The organism is Ancylobacter gelatini, from assembly GCF_022601675.1.
GTDB classification, from domain to species: Bacteria; Pseudomonadota; Alphaproteobacteria; order Rhizobiales; family Xanthobacteraceae; genus Ancylobacter; species Ancylobacter gelatini.
Genome location: NZ_JAKVIL010000002.1, coordinates 287,812 through 302,312 on the forward strand (window position 1 = coordinate 287,812; position 14,501 = coordinate 302,312).

General features: G+C 67.9%; 14 protein-coding genes. 7 read left to right on the forward strand and 7 right to left on the reverse strand.

Translation table 11 applies throughout. The annotated features are described in order from the left end of the window. Nucleotides 1-10: 10 nt before the first annotated feature. Together MKI84_RS04595 and MKI84_RS04600 are read right to left on the reverse strand one after the other, a co-directional pair. A complete protein-coding gene (locus MKI84_RS04595; protein ID WP_241616882.1) occupies nucleotides 11-469 on the reverse strand; it encodes a (2Fe-2S)-binding protein in 459 nt (152 codons plus the stop codon). 228 nt (nucleotides 470-697) lie between these two features. Next, nucleotides 698-1,624: an SDR family oxidoreductase gene (locus MKI84_RS04600; RefSeq protein ID WP_241616884.1), complete on the reverse strand. Its 927-nt coding sequence runs from the start codon at nucleotides 1,622-1,624 to the stop codon at nucleotides 698-700. A gap of 78 nt (nucleotides 1,625-1,702) precedes the next feature. Between MKI84_RS04600 and MKI84_RS04605 the strand changes: the two genes are divergently transcribed. After that, nucleotides 1,703-2,539, forward strand: a complete 837-nt coding sequence (locus MKI84_RS04605) for a helix-turn-helix transcriptional regulator (RefSeq protein WP_241616886.1) — start codon at nucleotides 1,703-1,705, stop codon at nucleotides 2,537-2,539. Between the two features lie 58 nt (nucleotides 2,540-2,597). Here the strand turns inward: MKI84_RS04605 and MKI84_RS04610 are convergent, their stop codons facing one another. The 5 genes from MKI84_RS04610 to MKI84_RS04630 form a co-directional block, all read right to left on the reverse strand. Beyond that, a complete protein-coding gene (locus MKI84_RS04610) occupies nucleotides 2,598-4,814 on the reverse strand; it encodes a xanthine dehydrogenase family protein molybdopterin-binding subunit (protein WP_241616887.1) in 2,217 nt (738 codons plus the stop codon). A 3-nt stretch (nucleotides 4,815-4,817) separates the two neighbouring features. After that, the gene (locus MKI84_RS04615) at nucleotides 4,818-5,270 is read right to left on the reverse strand and encodes a (2Fe-2S)-binding protein (RefSeq protein WP_241616891.1); all 453 of its coding nucleotides are present in this window, start codon (nucleotides 5,268-5,270) and stop codon (nucleotides 4,818-4,820) included. Between the two features lie 66 nt (nucleotides 5,271-5,336). After that, nucleotides 5,337-5,690, reverse strand: a complete 354-nt coding sequence (locus tag MKI84_RS04620; protein ID WP_241616893.1) for a hypothetical protein — start codon at nucleotides 5,688-5,690, stop codon at nucleotides 5,337-5,339. A 186-nt stretch (nucleotides 5,691-5,876) separates the two neighbouring features. Then, nucleotides 5,877-6,464 carry a class I SAM-dependent methyltransferase gene (locus MKI84_RS04625; protein WP_241616894.1) on the reverse strand — a complete coding sequence of 196 codons (588 nt, stop codon included), beginning with the start codon at nucleotides 6,462-6,464 and terminating at the stop codon, nucleotides 5,877-5,879. Between the two features lie 142 nt (nucleotides 6,465-6,606). Next, nucleotides 6,607-7,923, reverse strand: coding sequence for an MFS transporter (locus MKI84_RS04630; protein ID WP_281063193.1), 1,317 nt, complete (start codon nucleotides 7,921-7,923; stop codon nucleotides 6,607-6,609). Between the two features lie 162 nt (nucleotides 7,924-8,085). On the opposite strand from MKI84_RS04630, the gene MKI84_RS04635 reads away from it, so the two are divergent. From MKI84_RS04635 to MKI84_RS04660, 6 genes are all read left to right on the forward strand, one after another. Further along, on the forward strand, nucleotides 8,086-9,018 hold the full coding sequence (locus MKI84_RS04635; protein WP_241616898.1) for an AraC family transcriptional regulator: 933 nt from the start codon (nucleotides 8,086-8,088) through the stop codon (nucleotides 9,016-9,018). Between the two features lie 385 nt (nucleotides 9,019-9,403). Further along, nucleotides 9,404-9,874, forward strand: a complete 471-nt coding sequence (locus MKI84_RS04640; RefSeq protein WP_241616900.1) for a DUF2147 domain-containing protein — start codon at nucleotides 9,404-9,406, stop codon at nucleotides 9,872-9,874. A gap of 174 nt (nucleotides 9,875-10,048) precedes the next feature. Then, nucleotides 10,049-10,966 (forward strand): SDR family oxidoreductase, encoded by a 918-nt coding sequence (locus MKI84_RS04645; protein WP_241616902.1) that lies wholly within the window; start codon nucleotides 10,049-10,051, stop codon nucleotides 10,964-10,966. 350 nt (nucleotides 10,967-11,316) lie between these two features. Next, nucleotides 11,317-12,339 (forward strand): Bug family tripartite tricarboxylate transporter substrate binding protein, encoded by a 1,023-nt coding sequence (locus MKI84_RS04650; protein WP_241616904.1) that lies wholly within the window; start codon nucleotides 11,317-11,319, stop codon nucleotides 12,337-12,339. A 53-nt stretch (nucleotides 12,340-12,392) separates the two neighbouring features. Continuing rightward, nucleotides 12,393-12,920 carry a tripartite tricarboxylate transporter TctB family protein gene (locus tag MKI84_RS04655; protein WP_241616906.1) on the forward strand — a complete coding sequence of 176 codons (528 nt, stop codon included), beginning with the start codon at nucleotides 12,393-12,395 and terminating at the stop codon, nucleotides 12,918-12,920. Nucleotides 12,921-12,952: 32 nt separating this feature from the next. Beyond that, entirely contained in the window at nucleotides 12,953-14,497 is a 1,545-nt protein-coding gene (locus MKI84_RS04660) for a tripartite tricarboxylate transporter permease (RefSeq protein ID WP_241616910.1), read from the forward strand. Nucleotides 14,498-14,501 lie beyond the last annotated feature (4 nt).

The following is a 14,501-nucleotide window of genomic DNA, read 5'->3' on the forward strand; positions in this document are numbered from 1 at the left end:
GGCGCTCTCCTCAGCCGGCCTTGCCTTCGGCCGCCATATGGATGGCGGCGCGAACGCGGTTATAGGTGCCGCAACGGCAGATATTGGTGATCTCGGCATTGATGTCGTCGTCGCTCGGCGCCGGATTGGTCTCCAGCAGGCTGGCGACGGCCATGATCATGCCGGTCTGGCAATAGCCGCACTGGGGAACGTCGAGCGCGAGCCAGGCCTTCTGCACCGGGTGGGAGCCATCCGGCGACAGGCCCTCGATGGTGACGATCTTCTGGTCCGCCTCGATGGCGGAGACCGGCATCACGCAGGAGCGCGTCGCCACGCCGTCAATATGAACCGTGCAGGCGCCGCACTGGGCGATGCCGCAGCCGAACTTGGTGCCGGTCAGGCCGATCTGCTCGCGCAGTACCCAGAGAAGCGGCGTGTCGGGCTCGACCTCGACCGCGTGCGTCTGCCCGTTGACGGTGAGCTGGACCATGATGACCTCCCGGCTGGAGAAACGGTGTATGCCGCGTGCGGCGTTCGGCCTGCGCCCGGCATGTCGCGGGCGGGCGTTCTTCGACGTCGTCACGCTAGGCGGGCGGTGTCGCAGAAGCGTGCCGCCTGCCATGCCGATTGTCGCGAGGTGTCGCGTCCGCAGCGGCTGATAAGAATTGATACAAACTGCGGCCGCGTTCTCGCGGGGCGTGGGATGGCGGGGAGCGCCTTAGCCTGCCGCGGAGCGGCCGGCGGGCGTCTCGACCGCGAAATACCCCGCACCGCGGAGATCGTTCAGCAGTTCCGCACCCGTGGGGGCCCAGCCGAGACGATCCTGTGTCCATGCGCTGGAAACCGGCTGGTGCATCGACGCGAAGTCGAGGAACCAGCCGAAATGAGCGCGCGCATCGTCCCCCGTCAGTGAGACGCAGGGCAGGCCGAGGCCCGCCGCGATCGCCCGTGCGATCTCACGGAACGGGATGCCCGGTTCGGCCGCCGCGTGGAAGGTGGCGGCGCAGGGGCCCTGTTCGACCGCGAGGCGGAAGGCGCGCGCGGCGTCGCTCACATGCACGGCGGGCCACGCATTGTCGCCCTCGCCGGGATAGGCCGAGCGCGCATTGCGCCGCGCCATGGCGATCAGCATCGGCACGAAGCCGTGGTCGCCCTCGCCATGCACGCTTGGCGGCAGGCGCATGATGGCCGCGGGGATGCCCCGCGCGGAGAGGCGCCGCGCTGTACTGTCGGAGGCGCGGGGATAGGCTGCCGAAGGCGGGGGCGCGACGTCGCTCTCAACGGCCGGGCGGCCCCCGGCGCCGAGCCCCGCAAGGCCGGCGGTAACGACAAGCGGCTTCCGCGTGCCTTCGATCGCGGCGCCGAGGGCCTCGATCGCCGCGCCATCGATCGCGCAGGCTTCGGCAAACCGCGCGAAGTCATGCACGAAGCCGGTATGGATGACCGCATCACAGCTCTGCGCGCCCTCGCGAAGCGTGTCGGGAGCCGCGAGGTCGCCGCGCAGCACGTCGGCACCCGCCCGCCCGAGCGCCGCCGCGCCGCGATCCGAGCGCGCGAGCCCCAGAACCTGATGGCCCTGAGCCAGCAGCTCGGCCGTCACGGCCGAGCCGATAAAACCGGTCGCGCCGGTCACAAATACACGCATGGCTGTTCTCCTTCTTGCCGGGAAGGAGGTTATGCGGCAGAGTTTATCCAGTTAAATACGTGATCTTATACGGGTATAATGACTAACATATCGGTCGGCACCTGCGATGCGAACCGCCTTGGCGCCTTTCTGAAGGATCGCCGTCAAAGGCTCGATGCTGCCGCGCTCGGGCTGGGCGGACGCCGCCGGACGCCGGGTCTGCGGCGCGAGGAGGTCGCCCAGCGGGCCCATATCAGCACCACCTGGTACACCTGGCTCGAACAGGGGCGCGGCGGTGCTCCCTCGACCCGCGTGCTCGACAGTCTCGCCCATGCGCTCATGATGACGGAGGCGGAGCGCGAGCATCTGTTCCTGGTTGGCCTGGGCCACCCGCCCAAGACCCGTGCCGTTTCGCAGGAAGGCATCTCCGCGCGCCTGCAGCGCTTCCTCGATGCCATGCCGATGATCCCGGCGACCGTCGCCACCGCGACCTGGGACATCATCGGCTGGAACCACGCGGCGCGAATGGCTCTCTCGGATTACGAAGCGCTCGCGCCCGAGGCGCGCAATATCCTGCGACGGATGTTCCTCGATCCGGCGACACGCGCGGCCCAGGGCGATTGGGAGTCGGTCGCGCGCTTCCTTGTGGCGACCTTCCGCGCCGAGACCGCGCGCAGCGGCGAAAATCCCCGCGCGGCCGAGCTGGTTGCGGAACTCTCCGCCAGCAGCCCGGACTTCGTTCGCCTGTGGAGTGAGAACGGCGTCACGATCACCGGCGAAGGAGCCAAGACCATCCGTCACCGCGTCGTCGGCGAGATCAGCTTCGAGTTTTCGTCCTTCGCAATCGACGGGCGGCCGGATCTCAGGCTGCTGGTTTATGTCCCGTCCGGCGCCGCCGATACCGAGAAGATGCGACAGCTCTGCGGTGGGGAGTGAGGCGCGCACGTCTCGCTGCGCCCCTCGTCCACATCCTCGCGCCCAACAGGTGGAGCCGTCAGCCGGCCAGTGCCGCCTTCACCCGCTCCGGCAGGAATGGATAGTGCCGCAGCCGCACCCCGCCCGTCAGCCGCGCGACCGCATTGGCGATGGCCGGCCCGATCGGCGGCAGCCCGACCTCGCCGATGCCGGCCGGCTTGTTCTCCGGTGTCGGCGTCACCGTGACATGGATGCGCGGCATCTCCGACATGCGCAGGATGCGGTAGGTGTCGAAATTGCCTTCCTGCACCTCGCCGGCGACGATGTTGATCTGCTCGTAAAGTGCATGGCTGGCGCCGAAGACGATCGCGCCGGTGATCTGGGCCTCGATGTTGCGCGGCTGCACGGCGACGCCCGGATCGACCACGCACCACACCTCATGCAGGCGGATCTCGCCGCTCTCCCTGTCCAGCGACACCTCGACGACCTCGGCGCAATGCGCGCCGAAGGCGTCGGTATAGGCGAGCCCGAGAGCCCGTCCTTCGCGGGGCCGCCGCCAGTCGGCCAGCGCGGCGACCGCCTCGATCACCTTCTGCGCCCGCGGCTGGCCGCTCAGCAATTCCAGCCGGAGCGCCACCGGATCGTCGCCTCTGGCAGCCGCGATTTCGTCGAGGGTGCATTCGACACCGAAATTGTTCTGGCCATAGCCCACCCCGCGCCAGAAGCCGACATCGCGCCCGCTGTCCTGCCGGATGAACTCCACCAGATGGGCCGGAACGCGATAGTTGAAGAGCGTGCCGTCGGTGACGACGGTATCGAGCCCGCCCTCGCTCTGAAACAGCTGAGGCAGGGTGCGGGCAAAGATGGAGTCGGCAACCACGCGGTGGCGCCAGCCGACGATGTTGCCCGATCCGTCGAGCCCGACCTCGACGTGCTGGGCCGCGAGCGGGCGGTATTTGCCGTGCCGGACATCGTCCTCGCGGCTCCAGACCACCTTCACCGGGCGACCCTCGACCTCTTTGGCGAGCCGCACCGCGTCGGTGATGAAATCCTCCTCGGCCCGCCGGCCGAAACCGCCGCCAAGCAGCGTGGCATGGACCGTCACCTTGTCCGGCGTGGTTCCCGCTGCGGCCGCCGCGAAACGTTGCGTCGCTGTCGGCCCCTGCGTCGGCGCCCAGACCTCCACCGTGTCGCCGGACACGCGCGCCGTCGCATTCATCGGCTCCATGGTGGCGTGATGGACATGGTCGGTCAGATAGTCGGCGACGATCACGCGGGCCGCGCCGGCGATGGCGGCGGGCGCGTTGCCCTCCGCGCGCGCCGGCACGCCGGTGCGGGAGAGATCGCGGCCGACATCGCGGTAGGCGTCGGCGAGGGCCGCGCTCTCGTAGCGGCGCACCCGCGAAGCGGTGCTCCATGTAACGACCAGCGCGTCCTTGGCCCGGCGCACCGCATCGGTACTCTCGCCGAGAATGCCGACGCCATAGGGCAGGGGCACGATGCCGACGATGCCCTTCACGGCCCTGGCCGCTTCATCGTCGATCCGCTCCGGGCGCTCGCCCGGCACCGGCGGACGCAGCACGGCACCGTGGAGCATGCCGGGCAGATCGACATCGATTCCGAACCGGGCCGAACCGTCGACCTTGGAGGGCACGTCGACCCGGTCAACGTCATGGCGGCCGATATAGCGCCACTGGGCGGCGGGCTTGAGGTCGGCCTCGCTGGCCTGCGGCAGCGGATCGGGCAGCAGGCCGGTCGCGGCGATCTGGCCATAGGAAAGAGAGCGCCCGCTGCCGGCGTGAACGACACGGCCGGGCTCGGTCGCAAGTTCGCTCACCGGCAGGCCAAGCTGCGCGGCGGCGCCGGCCAGAAGCACCTTGCGGGTCTGCGCGCCGGCGAGGCGCAGCAGCGAATAATAGCCGCGAACCGTCTCGCTGCCCCCGGTCAGCTGGATGCCGTAAAAGCCGGGATTGCCATAGGTCTCGGCGTCGGAAGGCGCCTGGATGATGCGCACCTTCTCCCAGTCGGCGTCCATGTCCTCGGCAATCAGCAGGGGCAGGGCGGTCTTCACGCCCTGGCCCATCTCGACGGCGGGTGAGATGAGGTTGACCGTGCCGTCGGCTTCGATGGTCACCCAGGCATTGGGTGCGAGGCCGCCGGCCGTGGCGACCTCGGCGGCGGCGCGGGCGACCGAGGCGAGGCCGCCAAAGGCCACCGCGATGCCCGCGCCTCCCAGCGTGACGAGAAAGCTGCGCCGTGAGAGAGCCGCCGCGTGCGGCTGGAGACGTTCCGACATGGTTCAGCCCTCCTGCGCCGCGCGCTCGATGGCGCGCAAAATGCGGTCGTAGGTGCCGCAGCGGCACAGATTGCCGTCCATATGGGCGACGATTTCATCGCGGCTGGGGTGCGGATTGCGCGCCAGAAGCCCGGCGGCCTGCATGATCTGGCCCGACTGGCAGTAGCCGCATTGCGGTGCCTGTTCGGCAATCCAGGCTTTCTGAAGCGGGTGGCCGGCATCGGGCGCAAGCCCCTCGATGGTGGTCACCTGGCGCCCCGCCACATCCTGCAAATGGGTCTGGCAGGAGCGTGTGGGCTCGCCATCGACATGCACGGTGCAGGCCCCGCAAACGGCGATGCCGCAGCCGAATTTCGTCCCGGTGAGCTTGAGCTGATCGCGGATGATCCACAGGAGCGGCGTGTCCGGTTCGGCGGCAACGTCGACGGTCCGTCCGTTGATGGTAAAGGCTGTCATGGTGAGTGCCCGGTGTTCAGCTGGGAATGGTCGGACGGCGACGGCGGTGCGGCTGGGCACGGCCCCTCAATGAAACGAGTGGCGGTGCGCGCTGTCCTGGCGGCGCGCCTCCTGCACGAGGAACAGCGGGCGTGCCGATCCGGCGCAGGACGGCTGTGACGGATCGGCGATGCCGGGCCCGGCCGGTGCCGGTTCGTCATCGTCCCCGGCAGCGAAGACGGGTGTGCACACGCGATAGGTCGCCTGCAGGGCCGGCGGTGCGTGCGGTGGGGCTTTGTCCGCAAGCGCGGGGACGAACACGAGCAGGCTGACGGCAAGCGCGCACAGCGTCCCTTCCACCAGCAGCACATCGCCGAGCCGGGCTCGCCTCCCGAGACGCCGGAGGTAGTCCGGCTCCCGGTCTTCGTTTCGCTTGGTCATGATGGTCCCTCCTGTGGGCGGACGAACGGGGTTCTGCACCTCGTCGTCCCGGTCGTAAGGAAGGCTAGCGGGCACTTGTCGCGCAGTTTGCGCTGCCGGAGGGCGATTTTGTCGTGACCTGTCGCGAGCGCCGGGCGCGCTTACGAAGTGTTACAATTGGCCTTCGCTGCCGTGCCGCGCGCTCCGTCAGCTCCGCGGGCCAGCTGTTTTCCTGAGCCGGTAGACGGCAGCCGGCGGCAGGTTTGCCAGCGTTCCCCCCATGTATTCCGCCGTCAGGCCGAGATGGTCGAGCACGCGCGATGGCACGGGACAGCGCGGGCCATAGGTGAACTGGTAGAACGCGCCGTCCGGCCGCATCTTGTCGAAGGCGCCGATCAGGATGGCCATCACCTTGCGCGGGGCGATGGACAGGAGCGGCAGGCCGCTGACCACGGCACCGGCCGGCCGGCCCTCGAACAGTTCCACGGTCCGTAGCCGCGCGGCATCCATCCACAGCGTGCGCGCACCGGGGTAGCGGGCCTGGAGCACGACGGCGAATTCCGAGCCGGCTTCGATCAGGGCGAGATCCTCCTGCCGGATGCCGCGCGCCAGCAAGGCGCGGGTGAAGGCCCCGGTGCCCGGGCCAAGCTCGATGACCGGGCCGGTATCGCGCGAGATTTCGCGGGTGATGAGGCTCGCAAGGGCGCGGCCCGACGGCGCGATGGCCGCGACGCGACGGGGGCTGCGGAGCCAGGCCTGGAAGAAGCTGAGTGTTTCGGCGATGGGCTGGTTCATTGCGGGAAATGCCTCTTGCTGCGGGCACACCGTCGCGCTGCGCGGGTGCCGCCATGGGGACGCGAGGGATCGTCGGCGCCCGAGGCGCGAGACGGTCCGTGATGTCAGGAAGGAAAGGGGGGCGGGCGAGCGGGGGCGCCGGTCAGCGCCGGCCGAAGGCGGCCGCGATGCGCCGGTTGGCGATGAGCATGGCGAGGGCGGTGGCGATGCTCGCGACCGGAACCGCCAACATGCCGAGAGCCAGTCCATTGGGGATGTGCGCGGCCGTCGCCGCATCGCTGACGAGGCCGACGATGAGCGGTCCGAGTGCCGGGCCCATCAGCCCGGAGCCGACCATGACGATGCTGGTGGCCTGCGCCTCCTTGCCTTTTCCGGCAACGAGATGCGCGGCGCCGAACGCCCATGGCAGCATGAAGCTGAAGGACAGCATGCCCGGCACCAGCAGGGCGACGGCCACCCAGCCGAGGGGGGCGAACAACGCCGCCGATGTGGTCACGCTGGCGATCAGGAACAGGATGGCGGGCGGGCCCAGCACCCGGCCGCTGCCGGACTGCACCGCGCGGTCGAACATGCGTCCGCCGATGACCGTTCCGAAAATTCCCATCAGTCCCTGCAGCAGCCCGAAGGCGAGCCCCGCCTGCGACGCGGTGAATCCATGGACGCGCATCAGGAAGGGGGCCGCGAAGGCATAGAACGGGGCCGAGGCGAAGCCGACCGCGATCGCGGCGACGAAAAGCCAGCGAAAGGCCGGCGTCGCCAGCAGCCGCGCGCTGGAGCGCAGGAACGTGTCGCCATTGGCGGTGGACTGCCGCAGCGGCAGCATCGGGCCGATGACGAGGAAAGCCAGCAGGCCGATGGCACCGCCAATGGCCCCCGCGCCGATCAGCGCCACCCGCCAGCCCAGGGCGTCGGCCACCGCGCCCCCGGCGGCGAACCCCACCATCGCCCCGATCGGCATGCCCATGGCAAACAGCCCGATCGCGAGGCCGCGTCGTTCGGGCCGGATCTTCCGGGCGATGATGGCGTGACCCGCCGGGAAGGCGCCCGCCTCTCCCGAGGCGACGCCGAAGCGGGTCAGCGCCAGCATGAGGAAGCTCGCGGCCGCCCCGCCGAGCGCCGTCATCGCGCTCCAGACAAGGATGCAGCCGACAAGCACGACGCGCGGCGAGCCGCGATCCGCCGCACGGGCGAGCGGCAGTGAAAGCAGGGTGTAGCAGATGGCGAACGGGATGCCGGTCAGCAGACCGATCTGCGTGTCATTCAGGGAAAGGTCGAGCCGGATGGCCTCGGCCATGATGAAAGGCAGAATCCGATCGACTTGTGAAATGGTGCTTACGAGGAAAAGTGTCAAAAGTATTGCATATCCATGCGCGCCACTCACGTATTCGCTACCGGAAGCGGCGGGTGGATAGCGGATATCCTTTATGGCATCTATTGATCTCGCGGCAGTTTCAGTCATCCTGAGCAGGCTCCTAGCTGGGTCGCACCACTAAGCTAGAAGGAGTGGCCGATGGTCAGAATGCCCGAACCGTCAATAAATCTGCCTATTCCTCCAGCCGCCCCTCCGCTTCCCATCAGGGGGGAGCGGGCCGGCCGGGGGCAGAACGAACCGGAGGCGTATGTGTCGTCATCGCTGTTTGAGGCCGTCACCGACTACATCGACAGCAAGGGTGGCGGGCAGGGCCTGTTCACGACACCGATGTCGGGGGTCAACTTCATTCGCTCCTTCCAGGAAGTGATGCCCCACCGCAAGGTCTACCAGCCCTCGCTCTGCGTGGTGCTTCAGGGAGCGAAGCAGATCCTCTTCGGCGGCGATACGCTCGACTATGGCCGCATGGAATGCCTTGTCGTCAGCATAGAACTGCCGGCGGCCGGCCGCATCATTACCGCCAGCGCCGACGAGCCCTTCGTCGGCCTCACCATCGATCTCGATGTCGCGGTCATCCGGGACATGGTGCAGGGGATGGACGACCTGTCGGAGGAGGATGTCAGCAGCGGCCCCTGCGTGTTCGTGGCCGACGTGGATGAGCCGCTGGCGGAATGCATCCACCGTCTGGTGCGGATGTCGCACACGCCGAAAGCCGTCCCCATCCTCTATCCCTCGGTGATGCGCGATATCTGCTACTGGTTGCTCAGCGGCCCGCACGGCGCCGAGGTCCGCAAGCTGTCGCTGCCGGCGTCGGCGACCGAGCGGGTCGCCACGGCCATCCATCTCATCCGCGCGAACATCGCCCAGCCGATGCGGGTGGAGCAGCTCGCGGATGCGGCGCGCATGAGCCCGTCATCCTTCCATCAGCATTTCAAGGCACTGACCTCGATGACGCCGCTGCAATACCAGAAGCAGTTGCGGCTGCTGGAGGCGCGGCGCCTCATGGTCGCGAATGCCGCCAGCGTCGCCGATGCGTCGTACAAGGTCGGCTATGAAAGCGCCTCCCAGTTCAGCCGCGAATACTCCCGGATGTTTGGGATCGCCCCGAAGCGCGACGTGTTGAACCAGCATCGCCTGTATCGCTCGCTGACCGGCCGCGACCTGCCCACCGCCCCCATGCCCTGACACCACGCAACCCTCGCGCCTCGATCGCGCCCCGCCTGTCAGCCGATGCCGGCCTGACCGCGGGGCGTTTTCGTTCGCGCCGCGAGCCGGTCCCGCCCCCGGGCTTCACCCGCTGCGACCGTTGGCGGAGGCCGCGACGCGCGGGTGCTCGAATGGAGGATCAGGCAGATTTTTTGCGCGTTCCGGCATTCGTCCCCGTTCCGCCGGCGCGTAACCTTTCCGCTCGTTGACAGCTCAGGTCACGGCCGGCGGGTGTCGCCGGCGACGGATCAACTCGGGTGGCGCCACCGCAGGGTGGGCGCGGCGGCGCGGGCCGCTGGCCATCATCCTGCCCGGTGACCGGACACGGATCCCCGGCGGCCATCCCCTGGAACAGGAATTCCCCATGCTCAGCTTTGTGATGAGACACGTGCTGGCCGCCGGTCTCGCGGCCGCCACAGCCACGCTTCCCTCCGGCCACGCGACGGCCCAGGCCACCTCGGCGCACCAGATCATCGGGGTCTGGGAAGCCATGGACGGCGGTATCAAGCTCGAGATTTTCGACGCCGGCGGCAGCTATGCGGCGCGCATGCTCTATGGCCGGCTGCTGGTGGAGGCTGACGGCAAGACGTTCAAGAAAGACACGCTGAACCCCGATCCCGCGCTGCGCGGCCGGTCGCTGGAGCGGGCCGTGGTCATGACCGATCTCGCATGGGACGAGCGCGACCGCCGCTGGGAAGGCGGGAATTTCTACAGCGGCGCGACCGGCCGCACCGTATCCGCGCAGGCGGAACTGGTGGGCGACACGATGGAAGTCCGCGCCTATGTCGGTGCGCCCCTGCTCGGCCAGACCATCGTGTTCCGGCGCGTGCCCTGACCCCGGCGGTTTGTACGAATAGGCAGATTTTCGTGCTCGCCATGGCGCGGCCGTCAAGCCTCACGCCACGCCTCGCGCCACGCCTCACTCTCACGCCAGACCTCTCTGCCGGACGCGCCGTGTCGCCTGACGCGGCGCGTTTCCGGCTCCACTCAGAACCAGCATGGATCCATGATGACACATTGGACAACGCGGGACATTCCCCCGCAACACGGGCGCTCGGCCATTGTCACCGGCACGGGCGGGCTCGGCTATGAGACGGCTCTCGCTCTTGCGCGTGCCGGGGCGAGCGTGGTGATCGTCGGACGAAATCCGGCGAGAGGTGCGGCTGCCGTGGCCGCCATCGGCAAGCAGGTGCCGGACGCGCAGCTTCGCTTCGGCGAGGTTGACCTCGCCAGCCTCGCCTCGATCTCCGCATTCGCCGCCCGGCTTTCCGGAGAGCAGGACAGTCTCGATCTTCTCGTCAACAATGCCGGCGTCATGACCCCGCCGAAGCGCTGCGTGACGCATGACGGCTTCGAACTCCAGTTCGGCACCAATTATCTCAGCCACTTCGCGCTTACCGCGCATCTGCTGCCGTTGCTGAAGAGGGGGCACCAGCCGCGCGTCATAACCGTGGGCAGTGTCGCGGCCCGCCGCGGCGCCATCGATTTCGACGATCTGCAGGCCGAGCGCAGCTACCGGCCATTCCCCGTCTACGCCCAGTCGAAGCTCGCCTGCCTTATGTTCGCCTTCGAACTGAGCCGGCGCAGCCGGGCGAGGGGATGGGGCGTTGACAGCCTGGCGGCGCATCCCGGCCTGTCGCGCACCAATCTCCTCTACAACGCGCCCGGCCGGCAGCCGCTGGGCACCTACATGATGCGCCGCACCTTGCGCTTCCTGCTCCAGTCCGCGGCGCAGGGCGCGCTGCCGACGCTGTTTGCCGCCACCGATCCGGGCGCGCGCGACGGCGCTCACTATGGCCCCGACCGGCTGTGGGGCACACGCGGCCACCCGGCAGAGGAGACGCCGCCCGCGCAGGCACGCGACGCCGCCGTGGCTGCGCGGCTCTGGCAGATATCCGAGGAGTTGGCCGGGGTCCGTTACGAGTAGCGGCGACGGGGCGGCGGCCACGGCGCGCGGAACGTTTTGCTGTTGAGCGAGACAAAAGCGCTTGATCTTTCGCTGTGCATGATCATAGATGATATAGGATATTGCATTTAAGGAGCCGTTCGGAGCCTTGAGTGGAGGGCCGCCGCATGACCGCCGCTCCGTCGGTCTGGAATCGGGGGCTACCGGCGCGAGATCCCCTCCCTGCGTCGCATCGCGTGCGAGCGAAGGGAGGCAACGAGAACAAGAAGTGCGCCGTCCAAGGCGCACGTCGCCACATCGCAATTGCGCGCTGAACATCGCAGACGGCGAGAGGCCGTCGCGCGGGGCAGCGGCGCAGGGAGGAAAATGACGTGAAAAATCAAGTGTTCCGTGCCGGCCTGCTCACGGCGACCGCGCTGGCCTTCGGCCTTACCGCTTCGGGTGCCGCTCTCGCGGAATGGAAGCCCGACCGTCCGGTCGAGCTGGTCGTGTCTGCCGGTCCGGGCGGTGGTTCGGACATCTTCACGCGCGTCGTGCAGGCCGCGCTGACCAAGAACTCGCTGGTGTCGACACCGCTTCTCGTCGTGAACAAGCCGGGCGGCTCCGGTTCCGAGGCGTTCGCCTATGCCGAGGACAATCCCGACAGCCCGTACAAGCTCTATTTCGGCACCCAGGACGCTTATGTGCTGCCGCTCACCACCAAGGTGACCTACAGCATGAAGGACCTGAAGCCGCTGATGACCATGGCGTCGGACGTGTTCATCCTGTGGACCAACCCGAAGGCTTCCGGCATCAATACCGCGCAGGAATTCGTCGAGAAGGCCAAGGCCGCCCCCGGCAAGGTGCGCATCTCCGGTGCCAAGGCAAAGGACGCCGACGAGACGCTGGTGACGTTGATCGAGCGCGCGGCCGGCATCGATCTCGCCTACATCCCCTACAAGAGCGGCAGCGAGGCGGCCATTCAGGTCGCGGGCGGCCATGTCGAGGCCAACACCAACAATCCGAGCGAGAGCCTGGAGCAGTGGAAGGCCGGCAACCAGAAGCCGCTCTGCGTCTTCACCAGCGAGCGCCTGGCGGACAAGACCGTCGTGGCTGATGGCGTGAGCTGGGCGGATATCCCGACCTGCGTCGAGGCCGGCATCAATGTGAAGGACTTCCTCCAGCCGCGCACGGTGTGGATGGGCGCGAACGCGCCGGCCGAGGCGGCGGCCTATTACACCGACCTTCTGAAGAAGGTGGCCGATACGCCGGAGTTCAAGGATTACTCCACGCGCAACGTCCAGATCAACAAGGTGCTCGTCGGCGATGAATTCAACGCCTATGTCGCCGAACAGGTGAAGAACTACGAGAAGATCTACAAGGATAACGGCTGGCTGCTGTCCTCCGGGCAGTAATCCCCGCTCGTCAGCCGCTACGGCGGTGTCCGTCCTCGTGGAGTTAAGTTCGGATGGAAATATCCCGCAACACCATGGAAGTGGCTGCGGCCGCGACGACCGCCCTTGTCGGGGCGGTCGTCTGCTACGGCTCGCTTGAGAACGGTATTGCCTGGGGCGAGTCCGGGCCGCAGCCCGGCTACTTCCCCTTCTGCATCGGCAGCCTGATCGTCGCCGGCAGCCTTGCCAACATCGTCTACACGCTGTGGAAGGGCGCGGCGCGAGCATCCGCCGTCGGTCCGGCGGGCGAGGCTGCCGGCGTCGTCGCGGCCGAGCCGTTCATCGACGGCACGCGCCTGCGCCAGCTGGCGGCGTTCTTCCTGCCGATCCTGGCCATGGTCGTCATCTCGGCCGGGCTCGGTCTCTATATCGGCATGGCGCTGTACATCTTCTATGCCATGCGGGTGTCGGTAGGTTACCGCACCATCACCAGCCTGCTGATCTCCGCCGCAGTGGTGCTCATCAACTTCTTCATCTTCGAGACCGTCTTCCTGGTTCCGCTGCTCAAGGGACCGATCCTCGAATATTTCGGCATCTACTGAAATAAAATCAAGAAGAGCTGAGGAAACGACCCATGGGCAATTTCGGCCAATTGATGGATGGCTTCGCCATCGCCCTTACGACACACCACATCATGGTGATGGTGATCGGTGTGCTGCTCGGCCTGGTGGTCGGCGTGCTGCCGGGCCTTGGCGCCCCGAATGGCGTGTCGCTGCTGCTGCCGCTGACCTTCACCATGGACCCGATCTCGGCGATCATCCTGCTGACCTCGATGTATTGGGGCGCGCTGTTCGGCGGCTCGACCACCTCCATCCTGTTCAACATTCCCGGCGAGCCGTCCTCGGTGGCCACCACCTTCGACGGCTACCCCATGGCCAAGCGCGGCGAGGCGGTCCGGGCGCTGACGCTGGCGTTCTCCTCCGCGGGCTTCGGTGCGCTGGTCGGCGTCCTCGTCATCACCCTGCTGTCCGGCTGGGTGGCGAATTTCGCGCTGCGCTTTGGCTCCCCGGAATATTTCGGCGTCTACTTCCTCGCCTTCGCCAGCTTCATCGGCATGTCCGGCGGCTCGCCGTTCAAGACGCTGGTGTGCATCATGCTGGGCCTTGCGGCCGGCACGGTCGGCATGGACACGATTTCCGGCGAGGGGCGGCTCACCTTCGGCATCGCCGATCTGACGCGCGGCATCTCGTTCCTGATCGTGGTCATCGGCCTGTTCGGGCTCGGCGAACTGCTGGTGACGGTCGATGAGGGCTACAAGTTCGACGGCGTTAAAGCCAAGCTCAGCCTGTCGGTCATCTTCCGCACGCTGCTGGAACTGCCGCGCTACTGGGTCACGCTGCTGCGCAGCGCGCTGGTGGGCTGCTGGATGGGCATCACCCCCGGCGGCCCGACCGCCGCCTCCTTCATGAGCTACGCGCTGGGCCGCCGTTTCTCGCGGCGCGGCAGGTTCTTCGGCAAGGGCGAGCCGGAAGGCATCGTCGCGCCGGAGACCGCGGACCACTCCGCCGGTTCCTGCGCCCTGCTGCCGATGCTGGCGCTCGGCGTTCCCGGCTCGGCCACGGCGGCCGTCATGATGGGCGGCCTGATGATCTGGGGCCTGTCGCCCGGCCCGATGCTGTTCACGACCCGTCCGGATTTCGTCTGGGGCCTCATCGCCTCGATGTATGCCGGCAACCTCATCGCCGTCGTGCTGGTGCTCACCACCGTCCCGCTGTTCGCCTTCATCCTGCGCGCGCCGTTCTCGGTGGTCGGGCCGCTGATCGCGATCATCTGCGTCATCGGCGCCTATACCGTGTCGAACCACATGTTCGACGTGTGGCTGGCGCTGATCTTCGGCATCGTCGGCTACGTCTTCAAGAAGCTCGACTATCCGCTCGCGCCCTTCGTTCTCGCCGTGGTGCTGGGGGACAAGGCGGAGGATGCCTTCCGCCAGTCCATGCTGTCCTCCGGCGGCTCGCTCACTGTCTTCTTCGAGACGCCGCTGGTGGGAACGATGATGGGCCTGGGCATCCTGCTGCTGCTGCTTCCCCTGCTGTCGCTGCTGTTCGGCGCGATCTTCGGGCGCGGCGGCGGGGCGGATGCCGGGGAGGCGGCCGACCACCAGACGTCCCGACCCTAGACCC

What these genes read in the sequence shown, in the direction of transcription:
- MKI84_RS04595 (WP_241616882.1), bottom strand. Translation starts at nt 469, where the DNA reads ATGGTCCAGCTCACCGTCAACGGGCAGACGCACGCGGTCGAGGTCGAG.
- MKI84_RS04600 (WP_241616884.1), bottom strand. Translation starts at nt 1,624, where the DNA reads ATGCGTGTATTTGTGACCGGCGCGACCGGTTTTATCGGCTCGGCCGTG.
- MKI84_RS04605 (WP_241616886.1), top strand. Translation starts at nt 1,703, where the DNA reads ATGACTAACATATCGGTCGGCACCTGCGATGCGAACCGCCTTGGCGCC.
- MKI84_RS04610 (WP_241616887.1), bottom strand. Translation starts at nt 4,814, where the DNA reads ATGTCGGAACGTCTCCAGCCGCACGCGGCGGCTCTCTCACGGCGCAGC.
- MKI84_RS04615 (WP_241616891.1), bottom strand. Translation starts at nt 5,270, where the DNA reads ATGACAGCCTTTACCATCAACGGACGGACCGTCGACGTTGCCGCCGAA.
- MKI84_RS04620 (WP_241616893.1), bottom strand. Translation starts at nt 5,690, where the DNA reads ATGACCAAGCGAAACGAAGACCGGGAGCCGGACTACCTCCGGCGTCTC.
- MKI84_RS04625 (WP_241616894.1), bottom strand. Translation starts at nt 6,464, where the DNA reads ATGAACCAGCCCATCGCCGAAACACTCAGCTTCTTCCAGGCCTGGCTC.
- MKI84_RS04630 (WP_281063193.1), bottom strand. Translation starts at nt 7,923, where the DNA reads ATGACTGAAACTGCCGCGAGATCAATAGATGCCATAAAGGATATCCGC.
- MKI84_RS04640 (WP_241616900.1), top strand. Translation starts at nt 9,404, where the DNA reads ATGCTCAGCTTTGTGATGAGACACGTGCTGGCCGCCGGTCTCGCGGCC.
- MKI84_RS04645 (WP_241616902.1), top strand. Translation starts at nt 10,049, where the DNA reads ATGACACATTGGACAACGCGGGACATTCCCCCGCAACACGGGCGCTCG.
- MKI84_RS04655 (WP_241616906.1), top strand. Translation starts at nt 12,393, where the DNA reads ATGGAAATATCCCGCAACACCATGGAAGTGGCTGCGGCCGCGACGACC.
- MKI84_RS04660 (WP_241616910.1), top strand. Translation starts at nt 12,953, where the DNA reads ATGGGCAATTTCGGCCAATTGATGGATGGCTTCGCCATCGCCCTTACG.